The 26,049-nt window shown below is 59.7% G+C and carries 21 protein-coding genes; 10 read left to right on the forward strand and 11 right to left on the reverse strand.

Annotation, left to right across the window (positions count from 1 at the left end; genetic code table 11):
- Window position 1: 1 nt before the first annotated feature.
- On the reverse strand, window positions 2–1,855 hold the full coding sequence (gene ilvD / locus QP922_RS02970; RefSeq protein WP_284807858.1) for a dihydroxy-acid dehydratase: 1,854 nt from the start codon (window positions 1,853–1,855) through the stop codon (window positions 2–4).
- Between the two features lie 2 nt (window positions 1,856–1,857).
- Window positions 1,858–2,391 carry a PH domain-containing protein gene (locus tag QP922_RS02975; RefSeq protein WP_070671026.1) on the reverse strand — a complete coding sequence of 178 codons (534 nt, stop codon included), beginning with the start codon at window positions 2,389–2,391 and terminating at the stop codon, window positions 1,858–1,860.
- 310 nt (window positions 2,392–2,701) lie between these two features.
- Here QP922_RS02975 and QP922_RS02980 point away from each other — a divergent pair, with 310 nt between their 5' ends.
- The 3 genes from QP922_RS02980 (at window position 2,702) to ilvC (ending at window position 6,144) form a co-directional block, all read left to right on the forward strand.
- Entirely contained in the window at window positions 2,702–4,522 is a 1,821-nt protein-coding gene (locus QP922_RS02980) for an acetolactate synthase large subunit (protein WP_284807859.1), read from the forward strand.
- 5 nt (window positions 4,523–4,527) lie between these two features.
- Window positions 4,528–5,043: an acetolactate synthase small subunit gene (gene ilvN / locus QP922_RS02985; protein WP_039675112.1), complete on the forward strand. Its 516-nt coding sequence runs from the start codon at window positions 4,528–4,530 to the stop codon at window positions 5,041–5,043.
- Window positions 5,044–5,130: 87 nt separating this feature from the next.
- Window positions 5,131–6,144, forward strand: coding sequence for a ketol-acid reductoisomerase (ilvC, locus tag QP922_RS02990; RefSeq protein ID WP_284807860.1), 1,014 nt, complete (start codon window positions 5,131–5,133; stop codon window positions 6,142–6,144).
- A gap of 88 nt (window positions 6,145–6,232) precedes the next feature.
- On the opposite strand, the gene QP922_RS02995 is transcribed toward ilvC, so the two are convergent.
- Window positions 6,233–6,814: a hypothetical protein gene (locus tag QP922_RS02995; protein ID WP_284807861.1), complete on the reverse strand. Its 582-nt coding sequence runs from the start codon at window positions 6,812–6,814 to the stop codon at window positions 6,233–6,235.
- A gap of 277 nt (window positions 6,815–7,091) precedes the next feature.
- Here QP922_RS02995 and QP922_RS03000 point away from each other — a divergent pair, with 277 nt between their 5' ends.
- The 7 genes from QP922_RS03000 (at window position 7,092) to QP922_RS03030 (ending at window position 15,947) form a co-directional block, all read left to right on the forward strand.
- The gene (locus QP922_RS03000; protein ID WP_284807862.1) at window positions 7,092–8,885 is read left to right on the forward strand and encodes a GmrSD restriction endonuclease domain-containing protein; all 1,794 of its coding nucleotides are present in this window, start codon (window positions 7,092–7,094) and stop codon (window positions 8,883–8,885) included.
- A 61-nt stretch (window positions 8,886–8,946) separates the two neighbouring features.
- On the forward strand, window positions 8,947–9,774 hold the full coding sequence (locus QP922_RS03005; protein ID WP_284807863.1) for a hypothetical protein: 828 nt from the start codon (window positions 8,947–8,949) through the stop codon (window positions 9,772–9,774).
- Window positions 9,775–9,818: 44 nt separating this feature from the next.
- Window positions 9,819–11,405, forward strand: a complete 1,587-nt coding sequence (gene serA, locus QP922_RS03010) for a phosphoglycerate dehydrogenase (RefSeq protein WP_284807864.1) — start codon at window positions 9,819–9,821, stop codon at window positions 11,403–11,405.
- A 124-nt stretch (window positions 11,406–11,529) separates the two neighbouring features.
- Window positions 11,530–12,549, forward strand: coding sequence for a 3-isopropylmalate dehydrogenase (locus QP922_RS03015; protein ID WP_284807865.1), 1,020 nt, complete (start codon window positions 11,530–11,532; stop codon window positions 12,547–12,549).
- A 17-nt stretch (window positions 12,550–12,566) separates the two neighbouring features.
- Window positions 12,567–14,423: a DUF294 nucleotidyltransferase-like domain-containing protein gene (locus QP922_RS03020; protein WP_284807866.1), complete on the forward strand. Its 1,857-nt coding sequence runs from the start codon at window positions 12,567–12,569 to the stop codon at window positions 14,421–14,423.
- Window positions 14,424–15,050, forward strand: a complete 627-nt coding sequence (locus QP922_RS03025) for an exonuclease domain-containing protein (protein WP_284807867.1) — start codon at window positions 14,424–14,426, stop codon at window positions 15,048–15,050.
- A gap of 87 nt (window positions 15,051–15,137) precedes the next feature.
- Window positions 15,138–15,947, forward strand: coding sequence for a fumarylacetoacetate hydrolase family protein (locus QP922_RS03030; protein WP_284807868.1), 810 nt, complete (start codon window positions 15,138–15,140; stop codon window positions 15,945–15,947).
- A gap of 2 nt (window positions 15,948–15,949) precedes the next feature.
- Here QP922_RS03030 and QP922_RS03035 read toward each other — a convergent pair whose 3' ends face one another.
- The 8 genes from QP922_RS03035 to QP922_RS03070 form a co-directional block, all read right to left on the reverse strand.
- On the reverse strand, window positions 15,950–17,053 hold the full coding sequence (locus tag QP922_RS03035) for an isochorismate synthase (RefSeq protein WP_284807869.1): 1,104 nt from the start codon (window positions 17,051–17,053) through the stop codon (window positions 15,950–15,952).
- A 79-nt stretch (window positions 17,054–17,132) separates the two neighbouring features.
- Entirely contained in the window at window positions 17,133–18,482 is a 1,350-nt protein-coding gene (locus QP922_RS03040; RefSeq protein ID WP_284807870.1) for a choice-of-anchor M domain-containing protein, read from the reverse strand.
- Window positions 18,479–19,366, reverse strand: a complete 888-nt coding sequence (locus QP922_RS03045) for an anchored repeat-type ABC transporter permease subunit (RefSeq protein ID WP_284807871.1) — start codon at window positions 19,364–19,366, stop codon at window positions 18,479–18,481. Before QP922_RS03045 ends, QP922_RS03040 begins: the two co-directional genes overlap by 4 nt.
- Window positions 19,363–20,091, reverse strand: a complete 729-nt coding sequence (locus QP922_RS03050) for an anchored repeat-type ABC transporter ATP-binding subunit (protein ID WP_284807872.1) — start codon at window positions 20,089–20,091, stop codon at window positions 19,363–19,365. The genes QP922_RS03045 and QP922_RS03050 overlap by 4 nt, the downstream gene beginning before the upstream one ends.
- The gene (locus QP922_RS03055; protein WP_284807873.1) at window positions 20,084–21,001 is read right to left on the reverse strand and encodes a choice-of-anchor M domain-containing protein; all 918 of its coding nucleotides are present in this window, start codon (window positions 20,999–21,001) and stop codon (window positions 20,084–20,086) included. The genes QP922_RS03050 and QP922_RS03055 overlap by 8 nt, the downstream gene beginning before the upstream one ends.
- Before the next feature lie 19 nt (window positions 21,002–21,020).
- Window positions 21,021–22,448 (reverse strand): anchored repeat ABC transporter, substrate-binding protein, encoded by a 1,428-nt coding sequence (locus QP922_RS03060; protein WP_502869584.1) that lies wholly within the window; start codon window positions 22,446–22,448, stop codon window positions 21,021–21,023.
- A gap of 56 nt (window positions 22,449–22,504) precedes the next feature.
- On the reverse strand, window positions 22,505–23,602 hold the full coding sequence (locus QP922_RS03065; RefSeq protein ID WP_284807875.1) for a choice-of-anchor M domain-containing protein: 1,098 nt from the start codon (window positions 23,600–23,602) through the stop codon (window positions 22,505–22,507).
- Between the two features lie 15 nt (window positions 23,603–23,617).
- Window positions 23,618–26,017 (reverse strand): choice-of-anchor M domain-containing protein, encoded by a 2,400-nt coding sequence (locus tag QP922_RS03070; protein WP_284807876.1) that lies wholly within the window; start codon window positions 26,015–26,017, stop codon window positions 23,618–23,620.
- Window positions 26,018–26,049: the final 32 nt, after the last annotated feature.

Raw genomic sequence — 26,049 nt, forward strand, 5'->3', positions numbered from 1 at the left:
TCTAATTGACGTGACCGTCCACTACGCGCACCGCACCACGATCCGCCGACGTAGCCATGTTGGCGTAGGCGCGCAGAGCCTTGGTGACTGGGCGGTTACGGTCCTTCGGTGTCCAGGGCTTCTCACGTTGCTCCTCGGCGGCGCGGCGGCGCTCTAGTACGTCTTCATCCACATCTAGGGTGAGCTGGCGCTCGTGGATGTTGATGGTGATGGGGTCGCCGCTTTCCACTAGGCCGATGAGGCCGCCGTGAGCAGCCTCGGGGGAAATGTGGCCGATGGAGAGGCCGGAGGTACCGCCGGAGAAGCGGCCGTCCGTAATCAAGGCACACGCCTTGCCCAAGCCAGAGCCCTTGAGGAAGGATGTCGGGTGCAGCATTTCCTGCATGCCAGGGCCACCCGCGGGGCCTTCGTAGCGGATGACGATGACATCGCCCGGCTGGACTTCCTTCTTGAGGATGATGGAGACGGCTTCCTCTTGGGACTCCACCACGCGGGCAGGGCCGGTGAAGGTCCACAATTCTTCCTCCACGCCGGCAGCCTTCACAATGGCACCGTTAGGTGCCAGGTTGCCGCGCAAGACCACGAGGCCGCCATCAGAGGAGAAGGCATGCTCGGCATCGTGGATGCAGCCATTGACTGCATCCGTGTCGAGTTCATCCCACCGGTTGGACTGGGAGAAGGGCTCGGTCGTTCGCACGCCGCCGGGAGCAGCCAGGAAAAGCTCGCGGGCGGCTTCGGTAGCCTTGCCGCCGCGGATATCCCAGTCATCGAGCCATTCCTCGGCATTGTCATAGAGTGCCGTGTGCACCTTGAGGTTGAGGTGGCCAGCGCGGCGCAGCTCGCCCAGGATAGCGGGGATGCCGCCGGCGCGGTGCACGTCCTCGATGTGATACGTGCCGTTCGGGGCCACCTTGGACAGACACGGCACGCGGTAGGAGATTTCGTTGATGTCCTCGAGCGTGAAGTCCACCTCGCCCTCCTGGGCCGCAGCGAGGGTGTGGAGGATGGTGTTGGTGGATCCACCCATGGCCATATCGAGGGCCATGGCGTTGGTGAAGGCTTCCTTGGTGGCGATGGAACGTGGGAGGACTGCATCGTCCTCTTCGCCGTAGTAGCGCTGGCACATCTCGACGATGGTGCGTCCCGCCTGCTCAAAGAGGCGACGGCGGAAGGCGTGGGTAGCCAAGGTCGTGCCGTTGCCTGGCAAGGCCAAGCCGAGGGCCTCGGTGAGGCAGTTCATGGAGTTGGCGGTAAACATGCCGGAGCAAGAACCGCAGGTGGGACAGGCGGATTCCTCGACCTGAGCGAGGCCCTCGTCGGAGACTGCCTCGCTTGCCGACGCCGTGATGGCCGTAATCAGATCCGTCGGTGCATGTGCCACGCCGTCGACGACGACGGCTTTGCCGGCCTCCATCGGGCCACCGGAGACGAAGATGGTGGGGATGTTGAGACGCAGTGCAGCGTTGAGCATGCCCGGGGTGATCTTGTCACAGTTGGAGATACAGACCAGGGCGTCGGCAGTATGTGCGTTGGCCATGTACTCGATGGAGTCGGAGATGATCTCACGCGAGGGAAGGGAGTAGAGCATGCCGCTGTGGCCCATGGCAATGCCATCATCAACCGCGATGGTGTTGAATTCCTTGGGTACGCCACCCGCTTCGCGCACGGCATCGGCCACAATGTCACCGACGTTCTTCAGGTGGACGTGGCCTGGCACGAACTGGGTATAGGAACTGGCGATGGCCACGATCGGCTTGCCAAAGTCGTTCTCCTTAGTGCCGGTAGCGCGCCAGAGAGCGCGGGCACCAGATGCCTGGCGGCCAACGGTGGTGACTTTAGAACGCAGCGGGTACATAGTTAGTCTTTCAGTTCGGGGTGTGCTTCGAGGTAGTCGGCGTATTCCTCCTTGGTGAGGAGGACTTGCTGGCCGTCGCGGTGGACAATGACCACCTTGTCATCGGCGGCGTTGCGTCCCGCGGTGAGGGCATCGGGGATACGGCCTTGGGATGCTTCGGCCAAGCGTGGCAGCGAGTTAAAGGTCACGCCGGGGAGGTTGAAGTTCTCGCCATTGGTAGTGCGGGCAAAGGCACGGGAGCGCTGGAAGCCGATTCCTGCAAAATCCTTCCACGCGATGTCCTTGGGCCCGCGGAATCCGTAGGCGATGTGGATGCCATGTGAATCCACCGTGGTGCGGGAGCGCAAGACCCACCAGAAACCGAGTATGGGAAAGATGAGAATCCAGAACAGGTACTTCGGGGCCCAGCCGATGCTGAGCAGCGCGATGGCGGCGAGTAGCCCAATGCCGAGGAGGTGTTCGCGGGTGGGCTTAAATGTTTCGGCTGGGGAGTGGTCGGCGCGGGAAGAAGCGTTCTGCGGGTGTGAGGACGTCATAGTGGGTCATCGTAATTGACTATGTGGCGCAGTGGCGAACCGCCCCACCTGTGACATCTCATAAAATGAGAAAGGGATCCCAAAAATGGGGGTAGCTGCCTGCGGTGGCTTTTCTATCAGTGTACAGTTTGTCGCATGATCATTATTCGACTTCACCTCGTAGTACCCGGGCGGCGCGAGCCGTAACGAGTCCACAGTGACGTCGACCTGCAGCGCCCCCGCTACCTTCACACCCAGAAGGACAGACGGGGGCGTTAGTTATAGGCAATGGTCTCTCCGATATCCACCCCATAGAAGGAGCGCACCCACCGTGACAGCTTCCACTCCGCCACATCAGGCGCCCGAGCGCATCACGGGCGCACACGCCATCGTTCGCACCCTTGAAGATCTTGGTACTGAACTCGTCTTTGGTATTCCGGGCGGCGCCGTGCTTCCGCTCTATGACGCGCTCTTCGAATCGACGAAGCTGCGCCACGTGCTTACCCGCCACGAGCAAGGTGCCGGCCATGCGGCCGAGGGCTATGCCCAGGCCTCGGGAAAGGTGGGCGTCATGATTGCCACCTCGGGTCCGGGTGCTACCAACCTGGTGACGCCGCTTGCCGACGCCAACCTGGACTCCTTCCCCGTCGTCGCGATTACCGGTCAGGTTGGTAGTTCCTTGCTGGGAACCGATGCCTTTCAGGAAGCCGATATCCGCGGTGTGACGATGCCGATTACGAAGCACAATTTCATCGTTACCGATGCGGCTGACATCCCCGCCGCCATTTCCGCCGCCTTCCATTTGGCCTCAACCGGGCGGCCTGGCCCGGTTCTCGTGGATATTCCCAAGGACGTCCAAAACGCTTATATGGAATACACGGGTCCACAGATGATGGACCTGCCAGGATACAAGCCCACCACTACGCCGCACCCACGACAGATCTCGCAGGCGGTGAAGCGAATCGCCCGCGCGAAGAAACCGGTGCTCTACATTGGCGGTGGCGTGATTAAGGCTGGGGCCTCCCGCGAGCTGCGCGAGTTTGCTGAACTGACCGGAATTCCCGTAGTCACCACCCTCATGGCCCTGGGTTCCTTCCCGGATTCACACCCGCTGCACATGGGTATGCCAGGTATGCACGGCACCGTGCCGGCGGTAGCGGCGCTGCAGCGCTCTGACCTCATCATTGCAATCGGTGCGCGCTTCGATGACCGTGTCACTGGTGATACCGCTACGTTTGCTCCGCATGCGGAGGTCATTCACGCTGACATTGACCCTGCTGAGGTGGGCAAGATTCGTGAGGTGTCCATTCCGATTGTGGGCGATGCCCGTGAGGTGCTCCTGCGCCTGACCAAGGCCTATGACAACGACAGTGAGATTTCGGCTCCACAGATTGATGAGTGGATGGAGTATCTCACTGACATGCAGCGCCGCTTCCCACGTGGTTTCGAGCCGACTCCCGATGGACTGCTGAACCCGCAGCAGGTCATTTCGCAGCTCAGCGCGATTGTGGGGCCGGAGGCCATCTACTGTGCCGGCGTGGGCCAGCACCAGATGTGGTCCGCCCAGTTCTTGGATTTCGAGCACCCGCGCAGCTGGATTAACTCTGGTGGCGCCGGAACCATGGGCTATGCCGTGCCGGCAGCACTGGGTGCGAAGGCTGCTTTGCCCGAGCGCGAAGTCTGGGCCATTGACGGTGACGGTTGTTTCCAAATGACCAATCAGGAGCTCACTACCGCGGCAGTCGAAGGTTTTCCCATCAAAGTGGCCGTTATTAACAACGGCAACCTGGGCATGGTGCGCCAGTGGCAGACGCTGTTCTATGACAACAAGTACTCCCACACCAAGCTGCGCGAGCACGATGAATATGTGCCCGATTTTGTGAAGCTGAGTGAGGCCTTGGGGTGCGAGTCAATTCGCGTCAACACGGAAGAGGAGATTGCGCCCGCAATTGAGCGTGCCCGGCAGGTTAACGATCGCCCAGTCGTCATTGACTTCATCGTGGGACAGGATGCTCAGGTGTGGCCGATGATTGGCGGCGGTGCCTCGAACGAGGAAATTCAGTACGCGCTGGGCCTGCGCCCGCTATTTGATGAAAACGAGTCCGCGGCCGAGGAACCGGCCGAGATCCACGAATCCCTCGAGGAGGCCTAAGAACAATGGCGAAAGACGACATCACCCGCCACACACTGTCCGTATTGGTCGAGGATATCGAGGGTATCATCTCCCGCGTGACCGGTATGTTTACCCGCCGTGGCTACAACCTTATCTCCCTGGTCTCAGCAAAGACGGAGACCGAAGGTATTAACCGCCTTACTATCGTTGTCGATGCCTCAGAGGTGGTCACTGAACAGGTGACCAAGCAGCTCAACAAAATTGTGCCCGTCCTCAAAGTGGTGGAGCTAGAGGAGGAGAGCACTATTGCGCGAGGCATCATGCTGGTGAAGGTGACTGCGGACAACGAGAATCGCCCCCAGGTGGTCGACGCGGTCAACATCTTCCGCGCCCGCATCGTAGATGTGGCTCCGGAATCCGTGGTCATTGAGGCCACTGGCACGCCGGGCAAGCTACGTGCGCTTCTCGACGTCCTCGAGCCTTTCGGTATCCGCGAACTAGTGCAATCTGGTCACGTGGCGCTGGCCCGTGGTCCGAAGGCAATGGCACCATCGAAATAAGAATCTCACATTGTGGACATTGTGTCTCAAAATGTGGTACAACTTCACTAGAACGATTTCCTACACAAGTAAAGGAACTTAAGAATCATGGCTATTGAAACTCTCTACGAAGACGACGCCGACCTGTCCATCATCCAGGGCCGCAAGGTGGCCGTCATCGGCTACGGCTCCCAAGGCCACGCCCACGCAATGAACCTGCGCGATTCCGGTGTTGAGGTTGCTATCGGTCTGCGCGAAGGCTCCAAGTCCCGCGCAAAGGCAGAAGAAGCTGGCTTCACGGTTCTCACCAACGCTGAAGCTGCCAAGTGGGCCGATGTCATCATGCTCTTGGCTCCCGATACCTCCCAGGCATCCATCTTCACCAACGACATCGAGCCGAACCTGGAGGACGGCAACGCTCTGTTCTTCGGCCACGGCCTCAATATCCACTTCGACCTGATCAAACCGGCTGAGAACATCACCATCGGCATGGTTGCTCCGAAGGGCCCGGGCCACTTGGTTCGCCGCCAGTTCGTTGACGGCAAGGGCGTTCCCTGCCTCATTGCTACCGAGCAGGACCCGAAGGGTGAAGGCCGCGAGCTGACCCTGTCCTACGCGGCCGCTATCGGTGGCGCTCGCGCCGGTGTCATCCCGACCACCTTCAAGGATGAGACTGAAACCGACCTGTTCGGTGAGCAGGCAGTCCTGTGTGGTGGCGTGGAGTACCTCATCATGAACGGTTTCGAGGTCCTCACCGAGGCTGGCTACGAGCCGGAAATGGCCTACTTCGAGGTCTGCCACGAGCTGAAGCTCATCGTGGACCTCATTGTTGAGGGTGGCATCAAGAACATGAACTACTCCTGCTCTGATACGGCTGAGTTCGGCGGCTACCTCTCCGGCCCGCGCGTTATCGATGAGTCCGTTAAGGAGCGCATGAAGGATGTCCTGACCGACATTCAGGATGGCACCTTCGTCAAGCGCCTCGTCGCCAACGTCGAAGGTGGCAACAAGGAGCTTGAGGAGCTGCGCGAGAAGGTGAACAACCACCCGATCGAAAAGACCGGCTCTCAGCTGCGCGATCTCATGAGCTGGGTCAAGAATCCACTGGACGCTACTGCCTAAGGACGAGTCAACCTCTGGTTGATGACACTCTGCCGCCTCTGGTGCTGATGACTTTTAACAGTCAAGCACGAGGGGCGGTACGAATGTTTTATTGATGTGCTCCTTGAAGGCCCTGCTCTAGGGCGTCTCGTTTGCCTCTTGAACTCAAGAGGGTGTTGATTAAGGGTGCGGACGCAGCCAAGCCCGCCATCCCGCAACCGACGATCGATTCCGGAGGCTCGAGTAAAAATAGAAACAGCGGGATTGAAACGAAAGCGGCGACAATAAGTCCTACCGCAGTCCATAATCGAACTTTGGATTCGTAGATCGCATAAAGGAAAGAAGATTCGGTTAACTTCCGATCAAGGACCATGTCTTCGTGGGCATCATCCATGATTCGGTCTCCGGATCCCGGGGAAATGTCATTATGCTGCTTGATAATAGCAGGCAAGGGCGTGGGCCCCTCGTGCGTGAAAACAGCGAAGGGATCTTGTCCGATCTGGACTCTTCCTAAACCAGGGAGCGGATCGCTATTTGTCGGCGGATCGTTGATGCTGTCTTCCGATATGCGCGGGTTCTGCGGGTCTGGTTGCGAAGACGCGCCTGGTTGGCGGCTGAGCTCACTCTTTCTGATTGAGACATGTGGATCTTTCCCATGTCGCTGAGTGCCGTCCGAAGATTCATGGTTCATATCCTAACTTTGCTTCCTGTGCTTTGCGAGTATTCGAGGTTGAGGCGTTGTTGTTTCGTCGTTCTTACTCTGCAAGTTTCGATGTAGAGTGGAGGGCCAGTTTCTCGACTACCGGGGTAGGTTCATTGAGATGACTCGCTCCTCAATGGTGATGAAATCAGAAGGTTTGGACATGGGGGCACCCGAACAACGCGACGTAGGGATATGGTTTCGGGTTGCCATGTGAGATTCGCTCATAAACGGGCACGATCTCACATCTGCGAGTAGGCTCGGAACCATGGGTTTCACGACGCCAAGCTATGACCTTTCTGACCTCTTTGCTCGCATTGACCGCGGGGATATCCAGCTTCCGGATTTCCAGCGCGCCTACTCCTGGGACGAGGACCGCATCCGCTCTCTCATCGTGACTGTGCTGCGCGGTTATCCGCTGGGCGCCTTCTTGGCGCTGGATACTCGCAACGAAACGATGCGTTTCCGCCCCCGCGCGCTCGCAGGTGCACCCGATACTGGGGTGAACCCGGGTCTTCTTCTCCTGGATGGTCAGCAGCGCCTCACATCGCTGTACCACTGCTTCCGCGGTGATGGTTTCGTGGACACGACGGACTTCCGCTCCAAGAAAGTTTCCCGCAAGTTCTACGTCGATCTGCGCACGGCCACGAGCGAGGACATCATGCCGGATGAGGCTGTCTTTGCGGTGAACCAGCATGGCGAGCTGCAGTCCCACTTTGCTCCGGAGATTGAGGGCTCGCTGGCGAACCGTGAGGCTGCTATTGATGCGTGCTGCATCCCTGTCTCCGCGTTGCTGAGCGAAGAAGGCACGAGCATGCTCTTCGAATTGGCTGCTGCCGACAATGGTGTGAATCGCGATGTTGTCGCTGCCTTTAATAACCGCATCCTGCGTCCGCTATCAGGCTATGACGTGCCCATGATTCGCCTGTCCCGCGAGACCGCACAAGCAGGAATTGGATCCATTTTTGCCCAAGTGAACTCCGCTGGTTTGCAGATGGACGTCTTTGACCTGCTCACCGCGGTTTTCGCGTCCGAAGACCCGGATTTCCACTTGGCGGAGCATTGGGGGGACGTCGAGAAGCAACTGCGTGCCTTCCCAGCACTCGATGGTATTGGCCGCAATGAGTTTCTCTCCGCCGTGTCCCTGCTGGTCTCGGGCAAGAAAGGCACAGCCGGCGGTCAGCGCGAGGATATCCTGCAGTTGAACTTGGCTGAGTACCGCGCGGCTGCGTCGACGCTCGTCATTACCTTCCGTGAGGTTGCGGAATTCTTGGCTGAGCGCTGCATCTTGTCTTTGGACCAGGTGCCGTACAACGAGCAGATTATCCCGCTCGCGGTTATTCTTGCACGCCTGGCAGAGCGCAAGGGCGTGCTTTCCACGCAGGACTCCTGGGACCGCCTCAACCAGTGGTTCTGGAGCGGTGTCTTTGGTGAACTCTATGGTTCTTCGGCCGTCAAGCTGCGTGCCGCACGTGATGTTGACGAGGTCACCGCATGGGTAGCGGGGGAGACCGAGGTCGTGCCCCAAACCGTGCGCGATGCTTCCTTCCGCGAATCGCGCCTTCTATCCGTCAGCGAGAACGACGGCGTGTGGCACGGACTTTATGCACTGCTCATGGCGCGCGGTGCGAAGGATTGGCGCACCGGGCAGCCCTTCACTCGCCATACCTTTGAGGATCTTAAGCCGGGCTTTTTCCCGATCTTCCCGCTCTCGTGGTGCCAGCGTCATGGGGTCAGCGCTGTCTTGGCCAACTCTGTGCTCAACCGCACACCGATGGGCAAGCGCACCGAAGTTGTCCTCGATGGGCATTCGCCAGAACGCTACCTTCCGCGCGTGCAGTCCAAGTCCATCATGGAGGATGCCGAGTTTGATAGTGTGCTGGCCTCGCATGAGTTGGAACCTGAATTGCTCACGTCCAAGACGGCGTATCAGTTCTTTGCCGATCGCCGCGAGCGTTTTGTGGGCATCGTAGAATATGCCTTGGATAAGGCCGTCATTCGTGACGTCGATGAAGCCAACCTGTCTGGTGGTGAGGAGGGCCCGCAGGCTTTTGCACACTAAAGCACTAGTGGTGGCGCTCGCAGTGGGAAGTCTCGCTGCGAGCGCCACTAGCTGTTCGTCGATGGGCCGGGGCGAACAGCTTGTTACCCAGGACATTACGGCAGTGCCTGACGCAGAGATTGACCTTGCTCGCGCGAGCGAAGAGAACCGCCTGCGGCTCATTGATCCCACTTTCGCCGATATGGTAGCCGTTCTCGACGACCCCTGGGGATTGGAATCCGCCCGGCTCTTCTTCAAAAACACCAACGCGCTTATCTTGGCTGAAAACACAGACGCTGCTGCTTTGCGTGCAGCGACGCTGAGTGTGTCCCAGCGCGTTCCCATGGTGACGTATGACGAATCCATTCGGGGCAAGATTTCGGAACTAGCGTCGGATTTGGGGGTCAAGCGAATCCTCGTGGTGGGTAATGTCCCTTGGGCTAGTCAATCAGGCCTGCAGGAGGTCATCCATGACCCCGGCAATACGAAAGCCTTAGGGGAGTACACGGCGTTTCAATTCACCTCAAAGGTCGTGAAAGATCCAAGCCGCATGGTGGATAACATTGCGCATCTGGATTCCTCCGCGAAGGTTGAGCTCAAGGCGGCATGGGAACCGCTGCCGCAATACATGACGAAGGAAAAGATGCCCGCAATCCCCGCGGAAGCGCGGCGCGATGCGCAAATGGCACCAGTTATCGTTGCCACCGTGGATAGCCCCGTGGCCAACGTGGTGAACGCTAATGCGTATGGCGGTACCGTTATGGTGATGCCGGATCCTGATCCGTCTGCCACGAAGGTCGGGGCAGCGATGACCGCGGGACTTGCGGACGGGCCCATCGTGGCGCTCGGACCGGAATTCGGTTCAGTGACAGAATTCACGCATAAAATAGATCAGGGTTGGAAAGAATAAACTACACTTCACGGCATCCACTCATCAGCCTAGTGAAGGAAGTTATGTCGAAGCCGGTCGTACTTATTGCCGATAAGCTTGCAGAATCCACCGTTTCCGCGTTGGGAGACACTGTTGAGGTCCGTTGGGTCGATGGCCCAAACCGCGAGGAACTCCTTGCCGCGGTTCCGGAGGCCGATGCTCTCCTCGTACGCTCTGCCACGACCGTCGATGAAGAAGTTCTTAGTGCCGCTGGCAAGTTGAAGATCGTGGGCCGTGCCGGTGTTGGTCTGGATAACGTCGACATCCCTGCCGCCACTGAGCGCGGCGTGATGGTGGTCAATGCGCCGACGTCAAATATTCACTCCGCGTGTGAGCAGGCCATCGCTTTGCTGTTGGCTACTGCCCGCCAGGTTCCGGCCGCTGATCAGTCCCTACGTCAGGGCGAGTGGAAGCGCTCTTCTTTCAAGGGCGTGGAAGTTTTCGGCAAGACCATTGGTATCGTCGGCTTCGGCCACATTGGCCAGCTGTTTGCTCAGCGTCTCCTAGCTTTCGAAACTACCGTCATTGCGCACGACCCATATGCGAATCCGGCCCGTGCCGCCGCGCTTGGCGTGGAGTTGGTGAGCCTAGATGAGCTCATGGCGCGCGCTGACTTTGTCACTATTCACCTGCCCAAAACCCCGGAAACTACCGGTATGTTTGACGCGGAGCTCCTCGCCAAGGCTAAGAAGGGGCAAATCATCATCAACGCTGCCCGCGGTGGCCTCGTGGATGAAGCAGCCCTGGCAGAGTCCATCAAGTCAGGTCACCACCGCGGTGCTGGTTTCGACGTGTATGCCACTGAGCCGTGCACGGATTCCCCGCTCTTTGAGCTTCCGCAAGTGACCGTGTCCCCGCACTTGGGTGCTTCCACCGTGGAAGCCCAGGACCGTGCCGGTACCGACGTTGCTGAGTCAGTGCTCAAGGCGCTCGCTGGTGAGTTCGTGGCGGATGCCGTCAATGTGGAAGGCGGCAAGGTAGGCGAGGAGGTCGCTGGATGGCTTGACCTTACCCGCAAGCTCGGACTCGTTGCCGGCAGTCTCTTGGGTTCCGCTCCTGTGGCTGTCGAGGTGGAAGCCTGCGGCGAGCTCGCCAACGAAGATGTCTCAGCTTTGGGCCTGTCTGCGGTGCGTGGCCTGTTCTCCGGTGTGGTCTCGGAAACCGTGACCTTCGTTAATGCCATGCAGATTGCGGAGAGCCGCGGCGTCGACGTGGATGTCAAGACCAACGTTGAGTCTAAGGGTCACCGTTCTTCCGTCGTCGTGAAGATTATCGGCTCTGGCGGCGAGGTGTCGCAGCTGACCGGTGCGCTCATTGGTATTGATGGCGTCGAGAAGATCGTCCGCATCAACGGCCGCGGCGTGGACATGCGCGCGACCGGCCGCAACCTCTTCTTCTCCTACAAGGATGCCCCGGGCGCACTCGGCACCGTGGGCACCAAGCTCGGTGCTGCTGGCATCAATATTGTTGCTGCGGCGCTGACTCAGGGCAAGGAAGTGGACGATGCAGTCCTCATCCTCCGCGTGGAGCGCGAGGTCCCAGAAGAGCTCATCGAAGAAATCAACGCTGCGTTGGGTGCTAGCTGCCGTCAGCTCGACTTTGGTGCCTAAAGGTATGTAGCAGATGGCCCTTCGCGCTGTCTGCTGTGCAGGCCGTTGAGCGATGTCGCCGTCCGGTAGCCGGTGCCGTGGTATTCTCACATGTATCCAACAGGTGAGAAAGGAATCCCATAATATGAAATTGGCAGTGATTGGCGGCGACGGCATCGGCCCAGAGGTAACTGCGGAGGCTCTTAAAGTTCTGCGTGCCGTGCGCGACGACATTGAGGTCACCGACTATGACCTCGGAGCTCGTCGCTATTTGCGCAACGGCGAGCTTCTCACTGAGGAAGACTTGGCTTCCCTGCGCGCGCACGATGCCATCTTGCTTGGTGCTATCGGCGCCCCTGGTGAGGTCCCGCCGGGTGTACTGGAGCGCGGCCTTCTGCTCAAGATGCGCTTTGCGCTGGATCACCACGTGAACCTGCGCCCGTCCAAGCTCTATCCCACGGCCAACTCGCCGCTGGCGAACCCAGGCGATATCGACTTCGTCGTTGTTCGCGAGGGCACCGAGGGGCTGTACTGCGGCAATGGCGGCACACTCCGTGAAGGTACGGAGCACGAAGTGGCCTCAGAGGTTTCCCAGAACACCCGCTTTGGCGTGGAACGAGTTGTGCGCGATGCTTTTGAGCGAGCCATGACGCGCCGCAAGCACGTCACTCTCGTGCACAAGACCAACGTCTTGGTCAATGCTGGTGGCTTGTGGCAGCGCACCGTGAATGAGGTCGCTCAGGAATACCCTGAGGTGACGGTGGACTATAACCACATTGACGCCGCGACCATCTACATGGTGACTGATCCGGCACGCTATGACGTCATCGTCACCGATAATCTCTTTGGCGATATTTTGACTGACCTCGCTGGTGCCGTCACCGGGGGCATTGGCTTGGCGGCCTCCGGCAACATCGACGCCTCGGGTACTAACCCATCCATGTTCGAACCCGTCCATGGTTCTGCCCCCGATATTGTAGGCAAGGGCATCGCGGATCCCACCGCCGCCATCCTTTCCGCAGCTATGTTGCTGCGTCATCTCGGCGATGACGACAACGCGGTGCGTGTGGAAGAAGCTGTAGCGCAGGATGTGTCCTTCCGGGGCGATGCGCCGGTGCGCACTGTTGAGATTGGTGACCGAATCGCCTCCGCACTGGCATCCTAAACCTGTACTCTTGGCGCATGAGCGTCGAATTAGACGAGGTGACTAGCTTCCTCGCCCAGCACGAGCCCTTCTCCCATCTGCCGGAGGAGGAGCTCGCTGCTTTGTCCACCCAGCTCAGTATTGTTTACCTGCGCCGAGGTGATAGGCCGGTTCATCGTGGGGAAACCAGCGAGATGCTTCACATCATCCGTACGGGCGCCGTCGATGTGCTCGGTGAGGATGAGGTCTTGCTGGACCGCCGCGAAGCTGGACTGACCTTTGGGTATTCCACCCTGCAGGGCGAGCCAATCTCCGCCTATGACATGGTCGCGGTAGAGGATAGCCTTGTCTTTACTCTTCCGCAGGAAGCCTTCAGTGCTCTGGCCCAGCGCAACCCAGATATCGCCCGTTTCTTCTCGGCGCAGTCACGCCAGGTGCGGGCAGCTGCGCGGGAGCTTGCCGACGCCGCCCCGACCGACGTCCTCCGCACACCTCTCGGTGAGCTGACCCGCAGCGATGTGCTGACAGCTTTTTCGGACACGACGATTGCCCAAGCAGCCCAACTCATGACCGACCGCGGAGTTTCCTCCTTGCTGGTGACACGCACGGACAACCACCTTGAGGGCATTGTGACCGACCGTGACCTGCGCTCACGCGTGTTGGCAGTCGGGCTCGATCCGGCACAGCCTGTAGGGGAAATTATGACCCCGAACCCGCTGACCGTTTCTACGGATGCACCTGCCATGGAGGCTCTACTCCACATGGCGGAGCGTGGTATCCATCATCTTCCGGTGGTGGATGATGGCCGTCTTCATGGCATCGTTACCCAGACCGATGTGACGCGTCTGCTTCACAACGACCCCGTCTATCTAGCCGCGGATCTGTCACGCCGAACCAGCCGGCAGGAACTCACTGGTGCATTTACTGAGGCCACGCGTCTGGCAGGACGTTTCGTGGAACGTGGCTCCACCCCAGCGGAGGCCTCGAGTTTGGTGACCCTCGCTGCGGATGCTGTGGCCCGCCGCCTGTGCACCCTTGCTGAAGAGGAACTAGGTCCGCCGCCGGTGGAGTATGCCTTCGTGGCTGTAGGTTCTCAAGGTCGCCGTGAGATGGCCCTAGCTTCTGACCAAGACAACGCCCTCGTCCTTGCGGATGATTACGACGCTTCTGTTCACGGTGAGTACTTTGCTGCGCTGAGCACCTTTGTGTGCGAAGGCCTCGCTGACGCTGGCCAAGTCTTGTGCCCCGGTGACATGATGGCCATGACGCCTGAGTGGCGCATGACATGCTCGGAATGGACCGAGACCTTCCGCAAATGGATCCGCGATCCACAGCCGGATGCTCTGCTCAACGCCCAAATCTTCTTTGACTTCCGCGTTCTCTACGGTAGTGAGCACCTTGGGTGCGGTGTGCACACCGCTGCCGTAGAAATGGGAAAGGTGGCCACACGTTTGCATGCCCACCTGGCTAGTTTGGCTGCACGGCGCGAGCCACCTCTCACCTTCTTCCGCGGGCTCGTCGTCGAGCGTGACGGCGAATATGCCAATACGCTCGACATCAAGAAGGGGGGTACCGCGGGCATCGTGCAGATGGGTCGACTCTTCGCTTTGGCTTCTGGCTCGTCGGTGGTGGATACTCGGCAGCGTCTCCGTGAAGCAGCGGGCGATGCGGTGAGCAGACAAGGCGCTCAAGAGCTTCTCGACGCCTTCGACTTCCTGCGCGCCCTGTCCTTTCAGCACCAAGCTCGCCAACTGCGTGAAGGCGTCCAGCCCGACTATCACATCGATCCAAAGAGTCTTGGCCGCCTTGAGCGCGAGCGCCTGCGCGATGCTTTCCGCGCCATCAAGTCGATGCAGAATGCGCTGGCCACCAAGTATCCAGTGAGGAGCATCTAGATGTGGGGGAGATGGAGCCGAACGCGACGCCGCGCTGATTGGGGAGCGCCGGCCTCCTCCACCCCGGTGGATGATCTGGCTCTGCTCGCAGTGGATATGGAAACCACGAGCCTCGATCCTCGTACCGGGAACATCGTCTCTATCGGCTGGGTGCCGGTCAATGGCGGAACAATCGACCTCTCTGGTGCCGGATATTACATCGTTCGTGGCGCCCAGGTAGGGGAGGATGCCCACGTGCACATGCTGACCCAAGACCTGGTGAACGGCGGCATTGAATTGAAGGAGGCCGCTACACACCTTCGTGAAGCGCTGGAGGGCCGAGCGCTCCTTGCACACTTTGCACAGCTCGAAATGGGGTTCATTGAGAAAATGTCTCAACAGGTCTTTGGTGAGCGCCCGGAGCTGGCCGTCGTTGACACATTCGCCTTAGAACGCCGCCACATGGAGCGCATGGGAACCTACCCTCGCGGAGAAGACCTGCGCCTTGCCCGCGTGCGCCAACGCTATGGCCTGCCGCGATATGGCAACCACAATGCGCTTAGTGATGCACTCGCCTGCGCTGAGCTTTATGTAGCTCAGCGAGGAATTACCCGCGCTGTCACACTTCGAGATGTAAGACTGCGTTAGCTTTTCTCCATGGGCACGGAAGATTAACAGGATTTACAACATAGCCTCGATGCGGTGTGAATGATCCTCACGAGTAGTATGTCCGTTATGCGTTTAGGACGAATTGCCCATACTGAAGGAATCTGTTTCGCCATCATCGATGGCCCTGCTGATGCCCCACTGGAGCAGCTAGTAGCCAAGGAGATCGCTGGCACCCCATTTACCCCGCCCGAGCCTACCGGCCGTGAATGGCCGCTTAGTGAGGTTCGACTCTTGGCGCCGACCTTGCCAACTAAGGTCGTAGCCTTGGGCCGAAATTATGCCGACCACGTTGCGGAGGTCTTCAAAGAGTCTGCCGAGCATCTGCCGCCGACCATCTTCATCAAGCCCTCCACCGCTGTCATTGGGCCGGGTGTACCAATTAAGATTCCGGAATTCGCTACCAACGTTGAGTTTGAAGGCGAGCTCGCTGTCGTCATCTCCAAGGTGTCGAAGAACATTGACCCGGAAAACTGGCGCGATCACGTCGTGGGCTACACCATCTGCAATGACGTCTCCTCTCGTGACCTGCAGTTCAAGGACGGCCAGTGGGCACGTGCGAAGGGCATCGATACTTTCTGCCCGCTCGGCCCGTGGATTGAGACGGACTTGGATTGCATCAACCTGGATGATCAGAAGATCAATGCCTACCTGACCCACGACGGCAAGCGTGAGCAGAAGCAGGATTCAAACACCGACCAGATGATCGTGAAGATGGGCGGTATTATCGCCGAGATTTCCCAGTCGTATACCTTGCTGCCCGGTGACGTCATCACCACTGGTTCGCCCGCAGGTACCGCACCTATGGTTCCGGGCGACACCATTGAAATCGAAATTCCGGGTGTGGGTAGTCTGACCAACCCGGTGACCCGCGCATAGAGCTATAGATTGAGCGCGCGCAGGATGGTGCGCAGCTTTGCCGTGGTTTCCTGCAGCTCAGCCTCGGGCTCGGAATCCACGACGATGCCGCCGCCGGCCCACGCGCGTGCTGAGAGGCCATCTCCAGCGACTTCTGCGCAGCGGATGGCCACCATGTACTCGCCATCGCCGGAGCTATCGCACCATCCCACCGCGCCGGCATAGAAACCACGGTCCGTCTCAGCGGTCTCGATGAGCGCCTGCGCTGCCTCGGTCGGCGTGCCGCAAATTGCCGGGGTGGGGTAGACGAGCTCGGCCAGCTCTAGCGCTGTGATGCTGGGGTCATTGAGCGTGCCCGCAATCGGGGTACCCAGGTGCCACATCTCGTTGGTGGAGGTCAGTTGTGGTGAGGCAGGCGCATCAAGGCTCTCACACAGTGGCTGCAGGATGCGGCGGATGTGGTCGACCACAAAGGCGTGTTCGCGCAGATCCTTGGCGGAGTTATGGAGGTCTTGACCTGCTACGATGTCGCGTGCGCGGTCAGCATGACGCGGCGCAGAACCGGCGAGGGGGAAGGCCGTTACCGTCGAACCTTGCTTCTTGATGAGCACCTCTGGGGAGGAACCCACGAGCATCGCACCCGGGCGCCCTGCGGGGCTGAGATCGGCGATGAACCCGTCACGATGCGAGGACAGATCGATAAGGCGTGCCGCGACGAGCAGCGGATCCACTGGGGCTAAGAACTCGATATCGACCGCACGTGCCAGCACAACCTTATCCAGCTTGGACGCTTCAATCGTGGCGATGGCTGCCTCAATGCGGCGCAGGTGTTCTTCGGGCTCTGGATCGAATCCAGTAACGCGAGCTTCGAGCGCACCGCTACGGTAGTAAGCATGTGGCTCCAGCGGCCCATCCTCACGGATGATGCTCTCGGGGACCGTAAGCGCCGCAGGTTCACCTTTAAGGAAAGGAAGTGCACCGACAACCATCTCTGCCTCACCACTGCGTAGGGCGTTAACAGCAGCATCTACATCGCTAAAGGTGGCTACCGATCCTTGGGTACGCACAGACCCCGTCGCACGGGACAGGAGGAAATCTGGGGCGGTGGAGGGTCTGTGAACACACATGAGGAACAATTCTAGTTCCTTTAACTGTTCCTGCTAAAACAAGTTCGGTTGCTATACCTGCAAAGCCCGGGTTGCGAAGCTAGTCGCGACGACGAGGACGGAAGAACTGCACAGCAATAAACAGTCCGATTCCCAACAAGAGAGCGAGCGCTCCCATGCCGGCGAGGAATCCCGCCCAGAAGCCCACCATTGGTGCGCCATAGCTCGTAGCCTGGATGTTTTCAGCCTGCGCCGTATCATTGCTGTCCTCGGAAGCAGCGCGGTTGTGTGCTCGTTGGGAGCCACGTGTGACTTCCTTATCGCCGTCTTCGTGGCTGCGCTCTGAGCGTTCGCGCTGTGCTGAATCTCTCTGTGCCCTTTCTTTGTGGGCTGGTGCGCTGCGCTGCGATTCTTGGCGCTGTGGTGCTGGCCGGGGAGCAGCATGAGAGTCCTGTCCACGCGTTGAATTCTCTTTATTCTTCTCCTTTTCCTCCTTCGCCACCGTGTTGTCCTGATGCGTAGGTTCCTTGGAACTCTCAGAGGCGCGCGCCTCTCGGCCTCGACGCGATTCGCGTGGAGATTTCGACTCAGACGGAGAGCCGCCGGTGAGGAAGGCATCAGCTTCCTTGAAGGTCTTGTCCATCGTCTTGTCTAACTGAGCAATAGCCTTCGACGTGTCGTTGATGTCCTTGGCCAGCTGCTGTGGGCGGTTCTTGGCATTACCGGAGCCCGAGCTTTCGCCGCTTCCCGACGCTGACCCCCAGTCCAACTGGCACAGCTCAGAAGAATCTGCACCGCCGACAAGGAAGGGCACGTCGATAGAGTGCTCAGAGCCGTCATTGAGCGTGAAGGTGAAGGTAACCGCATAGGCGCCCGGCTCGGTAAAGACGATGCCGGTATGGCTGTGGAAGTGGTCAGGATAGTCCCAGTTCACATCAGGATTCTCCGAGTCGAACAATACTGTCGGTGCACCGCCCAGCTCGTTCTGGAAACCCACCACGCGCCCACCCTCGGGCCCGCTGTGGAGGGTCATCGACAGCGTTGCATCCCGTGCGGTGTCCTCGTCGATATAGCTGGTGTTGAAACCCAGCCAGGGAATTTCCGGGTCTTGTGTTTGGGGAATCTGCCATCCGCGGGAAGGGATGTCCGCGCCCGCGGCATCATCGAAAGCTGCGTTTGACCCCACCTCGACGTAGAAATCGCCCGAGGAATAGTCTCGATCTGTTTCATCGTCGCGGGCAACGAGATCAAGGTCGCCGCCACTGCCCAGGAGCGCCAAGTCTTGATGCCCGCGGGTAAAGGCGTGCTGCGAATCGGCATCGCACGAGGAGGACTCTTCGGCAGAGTTAGCAGCCCACGCCAGTGGGGAAGCTGCAACGCAAAGTGGAGTGGCGAGCGTCAAGGCCGCGGTGGTGGTCAGGGTTAGTGGGCGGATGATGAAGCGGTTCATGCGGACAAGGACTCCTTAGGTTGAGGGGTTAGAGCAGTAGCGCGGCGGGAATTCAGGAATGGAGACGCTACCCAGGCCACGAGGAAGCAGGCGGTGAGCAGCAAAACGATGGTGGCCCCGGCGGGAAGGTCAATGGCCCATGCCAGGTAGATGCCGATAAAACTGCCCAGTGAACCGATGAGCGCAGAGCTCAGCATCATTGTTCCTAGTGAGTCGCAGAGCAGACGTGCTGTCGCTGCTGGAGTAATGAGCAATGCGAGAACGAGGATGTTGCCAATCGTTCCGACTGAAATCACTACCGCGCCCGTCACACACAGGTAGAGCACGATATCCAGAGCGAAGACCGGCAGGCCCATGGCGCGAGCGGTTTCTTTGTCCAAACACGTCGCGGTGAGCTGTGGGCCAAGAAGGACAATGACGCCCACGATGAGCACGGTGACAACGAGTGCCGTGTAGAGATCCGCGCGGGAGACACCGGTCAGTGAGCCAAAGAGGAAGCTGGTCAGAGATGCCGTATAGCCCTCCACACGGGAGATGATCACCATGCCGAGTGCGAAAGACGCGGCAAAGAAAATGCCGATGACAGAGTCTTCCCGCACCGTGCGGCGCTGTGAAAAGCATGCAATCAGTAGGGCTACCGCACAGCCGGCGACGGCACCGCCCAAGAGCACAGAACCTTGGAGTACAAAAGCGATCGCCAGCCCAGGGAAGACCGCGTGGGAGACGGCATCACCAATAAAAGCCATGCCACGCAGGACGACGTAGCATCCCACCACGCCACACACGACGGCAGCAAGGATGGAGATACCCACCGCGCGGACAAGGAAGTCCAAGTGCGGGTTGGTGAGGTCTTGGAAGAACTCAAACAGTGAAATGTCGATCATGCTGCCACTCCAATCGCGGACAACAGCGGCGATGAGGTCGATACTCCAAAAGTGTCGCTCCACGGCTGCGGGCGCAAGCGAAGCTCCGCAGCGGGACCGTCGGCCACAATGCCTCTGTTAAAAAGCACGAGGCGTGAGCAGGAGTGTGCTGCTTCAGACAGATTGTGCGTCGACATGACCACGCTGGTGCCCTGGGCAGTGAGCTCGTCAAAGAGGTACAACAGGTCTTCGGTGTTGGGAGCGTCGAGGCCGGTAAAAGGTTCGTCGAGAAGCAGCACCTCCGGTTCGGTGGCCAGGGCACGCGCGATGAGGACGCGCTGGCGCTGGCCACCGGAAAGCTGCGCGATGGGGCGCCGAGCGAACTCTTCTAGATTGGTGAGTTCAATCGCGCGGCGCGCTGCCTCCTTGTCCGCGCGGCGGGGGCGGCGCAGCCACCCCACGATCCCCGTGCGGCCGCTGAGCACAGCTTTGGCCACGGTGATGGGAAACTCCCATTCCACGTCATGGCGTTGAGGCACGTAGCCCAGGGACGTGGTGACGTCGATCGTGCCAGTTGACGGGACGAGGCCCAAAATAGCGCGCAACAGTGTGGTCTTACCGGCGCCATTGGGGCCCAGCAGTCCGATAAACTCACCTGGGTTCACGGTCAGGCAGGCGTTCTCGATAACGTGACGGCCCGCGAGAGTGACGCTTAAGTCTTCTACGGAAATCAGGGGACTAGTCACGTCGCCCACCCTTCGTGCGTGCGGCGGCGATGAGAGCAACGACGAGCACCAGCACACCAAGGCCCGCAAGGGCCCATACCCACACCGGAACGGCTCCTTGTGCAGAGGAATCGCTGGCATTCGTAGCTGCAGCAGAGTCGTCCCACTCCGCGGCCTGCGCTTCAGCCACGTCGGTGCCGCCTCCTACCGCGAACGTCAGGGTGGCCTCCGCTGAAACCTCAGAACCAGCGCTATCGCCAGTACCTTCCCCCGTCATGCGTACTCGAACCTGGTGGATACCGGGCTCGGTGAAGACCCAGTTGGCGTGGGTATGCGTGCCCAAGTCCACCCAGAAACCCTCGGTGGAAGCGTCGGCGGTAGACCACAACAGCTGCGGTGGTTCAAAGCCACCATTTTGCAGGAAAAGGCTGAATTCTCCGGGCCCCTGGTGACCGAGGAACTCCATGGTGACGCCGCGGTCAACGTTCTCGTTGAGCGACGGTGCTTGTGTATTCCAGCCCAACCACGGAACGTTAGCTTGTTCGGTCTGGGGAACTACCCACACCTGTGCGCCCGGGTCTGCGCCAACAAAGGAAAAGGCCTCGTCGTCCGGCAAAGTAAGTTGAGCATCGTCACTGACATCAAAGACAACGTCATCGAGCTCACGCCAGACCGGCTTCTCGGCAGAATCATCGCGGGCAAGAAAATCAGCGTGTCCGTCGATGACCTGCAGGCCCAGGTCGACGTGGCCGTGGTCAATGGTGGTTTCGGTGCCGGGTGCAGCGACGTCTTCCTCGGCGCTGACAACTTGGGCAAGGTCTCCGGCCCAGGCAGCGGAAGGTGCAATTGCTAAAGCCGCGGCGGTCAGAGTTGCAGCCAGTGTCGTCATGAGACGCGGAACGTAGCGGGGACGAGTAAGCGTAGTGGTCATAACTTCTTTAGTTCTTCCTTTATGAGAGACAGCGGTTGAGTGATTCGGCATTGAACCGCATGAGGTCGAGGTAGGTGGGGACAGTGTCATCGAGTGTGTCGCCGTAGATGGGGCACACCGCAATCCCTAGGGAGCGGGCGGCCTCTTCGATGACATCGGCGCTGGCCTGTTGCGTTGGTTCGATAAACACAGCGGGCAGCTGGAGGTTTTCCAATGTTCGTCGCAGGGCGATGACGTCGCGTGGCGACGGCTCGATGGCGGGGTTCGGCGTGACAAACCCAGCGATGTCAACGCCATAGCCTTGCTCGAGATAGGCATAGCCATGGTGCGGGGTGACCAGGTGGCGACGCCGTTCGGGGATTGCAGCAAGGAGGCCACGAACATAAGAGTCCGTGTCTCGCAGCTTCTCGGCATACTCTTGGGCACGAGCGCGGTAGTCGGCGCCATGCGAAGGATCCGCCAGGGCCATCTGATCGGCGATGACCTCGGCATAGGCAATGACATTCTTGGCGTTGTGCCACAGGTGTGGGTCAACCTCGCCATGGATGTGCTTGCCCAACACGGCTTGGGGTAGCAGGTAGGTTTCGTCGCCGGGGCGGCCGAGGAAACGGTAGGAGGGATCCGGTGGGATCTCCTGCAGCGTTGAGGAAGGAATACTCAGCGCTGTAGTCGCGGGGTCAAAGTGCTCGCCTTGATCCTCAAGGTCGATCATGCCCGTGCCCAAATCCGCAGAGATGTCGACGTGTCCCTCGCTCAGCGCATGCATACCCTCCGGGGGAGTTACACCTACGGCCACCGTGATGACCTGGGGTGCTGCGTCGGTAGCGCCGAAAGTCAGGCGATAGATGCCAGGCTTGCTAAAAGCCCAAGAGACATGGGTATGGGCGTTGGCAGGCAGCGTGGTGGAATCTTCGCGCTCGCTCACACCATCAGCTGTGTTGAACAACGGTTCTGGTGTTCCGAACGTGGAGACCACGTATGCGGCCACATCACCGGGACCCTCAGCGTCGAGGAGCTGCATGGCGACGCTGCTTTTCCCGGCAGGTGCGTTGCGCACACGCAGACCCAGCCAGATGGCATCCAGTGCCACGTTCTCCACCAGTGGCACGAGCGTGGCACCACGCGTCGACGCTTGGTCCGCTACCTCCGTGACGGGAACGTCGGAGGACTCGTTCATGGATTTCATGAGGTTCTGTGGCTCGAGGAGCAGGCCATTGGCCAGCAGAACATCGGCGGTTGCGATATCCCTCACGGTGCGCAGGCTCGGTTCAAAGGTGTGGGGATCCTTGCCAGCAGGAATGAGCGTGGTCACCTGGGCGTCAGGGCCCGCGATGTGCTTGGCGACGTCCCCCAGAATCGGCGTCGTCGCCACCACCTTGATGCCCCCATCGGAGGCATTCTTGCCGGCAGCGGTGCTCGCGCAGCTTGTGAGTCCTGCTGTCATCATGGACAGCGTGATGAACAGAGCAGCGCGGCGTGTGGCTCGTCGAAGTGCCGATGGCATCAGTCGCGGCTCCTCGCCAGCGCTAGGCGTGCCACGGCTAGGCCGAGGACCAGCATGCCAAGGCCCAAGATTCCGATGCCCCACGGTAAGAGATTCTGTCCGCTGTCGTAGTAGCCGGAGGCGGCGACAGTTTCGACATTTTCAGCGGAAGGGCTCGTAGTGCCCGTACGCGCGGCCTTGCGGTCCTTGTGCTCCTTTCGGTTAGTGCGCTCCTTTCGGTTCGCGCTGTCTTTGGTTTCCTTAGGCTTATGAGTGCCTTTGGCACTCGCTGCAGGTGCAGGGCCGGAGGCCATGCCTTGGGAACTTCCGGAACTCGAGCGGGACTCGCCACCCGAAGCGGAAGAGGATTGGGGGTTGGGAGAGGCGTCGCTAAGCGCCGCATCTTCACCGTGACCGGCACCGTCTTCGGCCCTATCCGGCTCGTGCTCAGTCTCGCTAGAATCCTGCGGTGCCATCTCGCCATCGCCGACGTCCCACGTGTAGGTCACCTGGTTACTGGCATCACCATTGGACACGGCTTGGACCGTCATGGTGTAGATACCCGGATCCGTAAATGCCCAGTTGACGTGGCGGTGCGCCGGGTAGGCCTGGTTGATGACATCACCGCTGACTAGGTCCAGTGCGCCTTCCTCCGTGACTGGCTGAATGTCGCCAAAACCAGCGGTTTCGAAGACGAAGATATCTCCAGGGCCCGTGACCTCAACGAACTCAAAATCCACGTCCTTGTAGCCCGCGGACTGTGCTGGCTGGGTATCCCATCCCGGCCACAGAAGGGAGCTGTCCTGGGTCTGCGGCAAGTAGTAAGTAGGTGTTTCGATGCCATCGATGCGCTCAGTGGCGTCGTTCCATGCTTCCTCGGCAACCTTGAGGGTGACATCATCCCCGGGGTGGACAACGCCGCTGCCGGTCACGTCCTCCTTCAGGGACAAAGTGAGCTCGCCGTCAGGGGCGGTGACGTAGAAAGCATCGACGTGGCCGGAATCGAAAACCTCGCCTTCGGCAAGGGCCGTGGGCACCGGGGAAGCCATGAGTATGAGGGATAGCGAGGCGGTCGCCGCCACGGGGGCGGCAGCCGTGCGGTGAGAGATAAAGCTCACGGTGAAACTCCTTATCTAGCGGTGGAAGAGCCCGTTGAGACGGGCCGTGATGTCCTGGCGGTGGTCGTTGTAGAAGTTGAGGAAGCCTTGGAAGACGATGGCGAGAACAACAGGAAGTACGAGGCCCCACAGTCCTTGGAGCTTCGGCTTCGAGGACTTCATGTCCTTTGAGGAAGCATCGGGCTTGCTGGAGTTTTCTGGTGCCTTGCCCTTGGAGCCACCCTCGTCTTTGGAGCCTCCCTTGCCCTTGGAGCCGCCTTCGTCCTTGGAACCACCCTCGCCCTTCGCGCTCACACAGTCCGTGATCGCGGCGTCTCCAGCAGCCACGGTGAGCGTCTGGGGCGCAGAAGTGATGTCCTTGCCGTCCTTCGTTGTGGCGGTGTAGGTGATCTCGAGCTTGTAGATGCCCGGTTTGGTGAACGCCCAGTTGGTGTGCGTATGGGAAGCGAAGGTGGTCTCGATGGAGTAGTCACCCTCAGCGGAATTCACCAGTGGGGTAAAGGACTTGCCAAGACCCTCGGTGGTAAAGAGGCCGACGTTGCCGCCCTCCGGCATGTCGGTGGGCTTGATGTTGAGCGTTACCGTGCCGTCCTTGTAGTCGTCATAGTTCAGTTTCTGCGTGTTGTAGCCAGGCCAGATGATGCCCTGCTCTTGGGTTTGGGGGAGCAGGTAGAACTTGTCGTTGCCGAGGTAATCAAACTCCTTGCCCTTGAGAACCTCCGGGTGCGCACGCAGGGCGTTGTCGTGGATAGCGAGGACGACATCATCGAGCGGGCGCTCAACGGTCTTCTTGTCCACGATGGCGGTTTCATCCTTAAGCCGTGCGGTGAAGGAGTCACCGTCGCGGGACGCAGCGATGTCGACATGGCCATGGTCCAAAACCTTTTTGTCGGCACAGACACCGGTGCGGGGAGTGGCGTCAGGCTTGGCATTGCCTTTGTCGCCCTTGTCGCCTGGTTTCGCTGCCGGAGCGGAGGAGGCCTTGCCCAGCTCGCCGGTGGACTCGTAGGTCTGGCCGAAGTCGAAGGAATCCGTCAAGGTAATGGACCCGGAATCCTGCGTTACCGTCGGGTGCGGGAGGATATCGAGCCGAACCTTGCTGCCGTTGAAGTTCTTGTCGGCACCAACGACAAACTCGGCGCGGCCGTTCGTGATAACACCGTCGAAGGGAATATCGGCGTAGTCGCTGTCCCCGCTGAAAAATCCGCCGTGGACATAGCCGTCGAACTTCTTATCGGCAGCCTCAACAATGATGCGAGTTGCGCCGTCACCTTCAGGAACGGCGCGAGCGGTGATGCTCGGATCAGACACGGAGATCTCCTCACCAGAAGACAGCTCGCGAGGGTTGGAGGTCTCAGTCCAGGAATCAGCAGACTTCTTTGACGATGTCGCAAGCTTCGCGCCCTCGGTGTAGTCGAGTTCTTCAGATACCCAGCGCGGAGAGCCATCCTTCGGGGTATATACGGCCTGAATCTTCGAATCTTCGGGTCCGAGGAATTCATCAAAGTGTGCTGTGCCGTCGGTGACGGGGAGGTCGGTGAGGAAGTAGCCGTCGATAAGCAGCGTCAAAGTACCGTCCGTGCCGCCGGAAAAGTCGATAGAGGAAAGGTTCTCATCTCCATCCTTCTCCTTGTCCTTCTTGGGCGCGATGGTGAGCTGGTAGTCCTTGGTGGAGGCGTCACCGTTTGATGCTGCGTCAAAGCGCTCGCGGAGGGAAGGCGTGGCCTCCTTGAGCGGGCGCTCGCCGCCAACCTGGATGGACGTGGTGACCGGCTCGGACGCGATGAGCTTGCCGTCCTTGCTACGAGCGGTGGTCCGGTAGGTGAGCTCGTAGCGGCCCGGCTTGGAAAAGACCGTGTAATTGTGAGTATGCGTGCCGCTGGTGAGCCACGCTGCGTGCGGGGCATCCTCGGAGGTGCCGAAGAAGCGCTGCAGGCCGCCAGGGCCGGGATAGTAGCCAAACATTTCGACCTCGCCTGGGCCATCGACGCTGAGCAGGTCGAGGGACGCGATATTGTCGCGGAAATCGTCGACAGGCAACTCAGTGTCCGCGCCGAAACCCATCCAGACTGGATCCAAGCTGCCGTTTACACTGGCGGGGGCCATGTAATAGGTTTTGCCTGCTTTACCAGCGAAGGAAAGGACAGGATCCTCAGGCACGGTGAACTGGTATTGGTTCCTGTCGTTTTGGTCCCAGCCTTTGCCCACCCAGGCCACGGTTTCGTCGAGAGCATGATCAGAATCCGCCGAGTGGGACTTCAAGGTGAGGGAATTGTTTTCCCAAAAGGACTTGGGGGAGTCGATATGGGTTTGTGTGGCTACGTGCTTGCCGTCATCGGGGCCAGCGAGAGCAGGTGCGGGAGAGGCAAGGAGGGTGGCGCAGGTAAGAATTGCCACAGTGCGGAGTCGTGCCACGGTGGAGTGAAACCTTTCTTGAGTTCTGATGG

This window comes from Corynebacterium sp. MSK218, from assembly GCF_030232655.1.
Taxonomy (GTDB): domain Bacteria; phylum Actinomycetota; class Actinomycetes; order Mycobacteriales; family Mycobacteriaceae; genus Corynebacterium.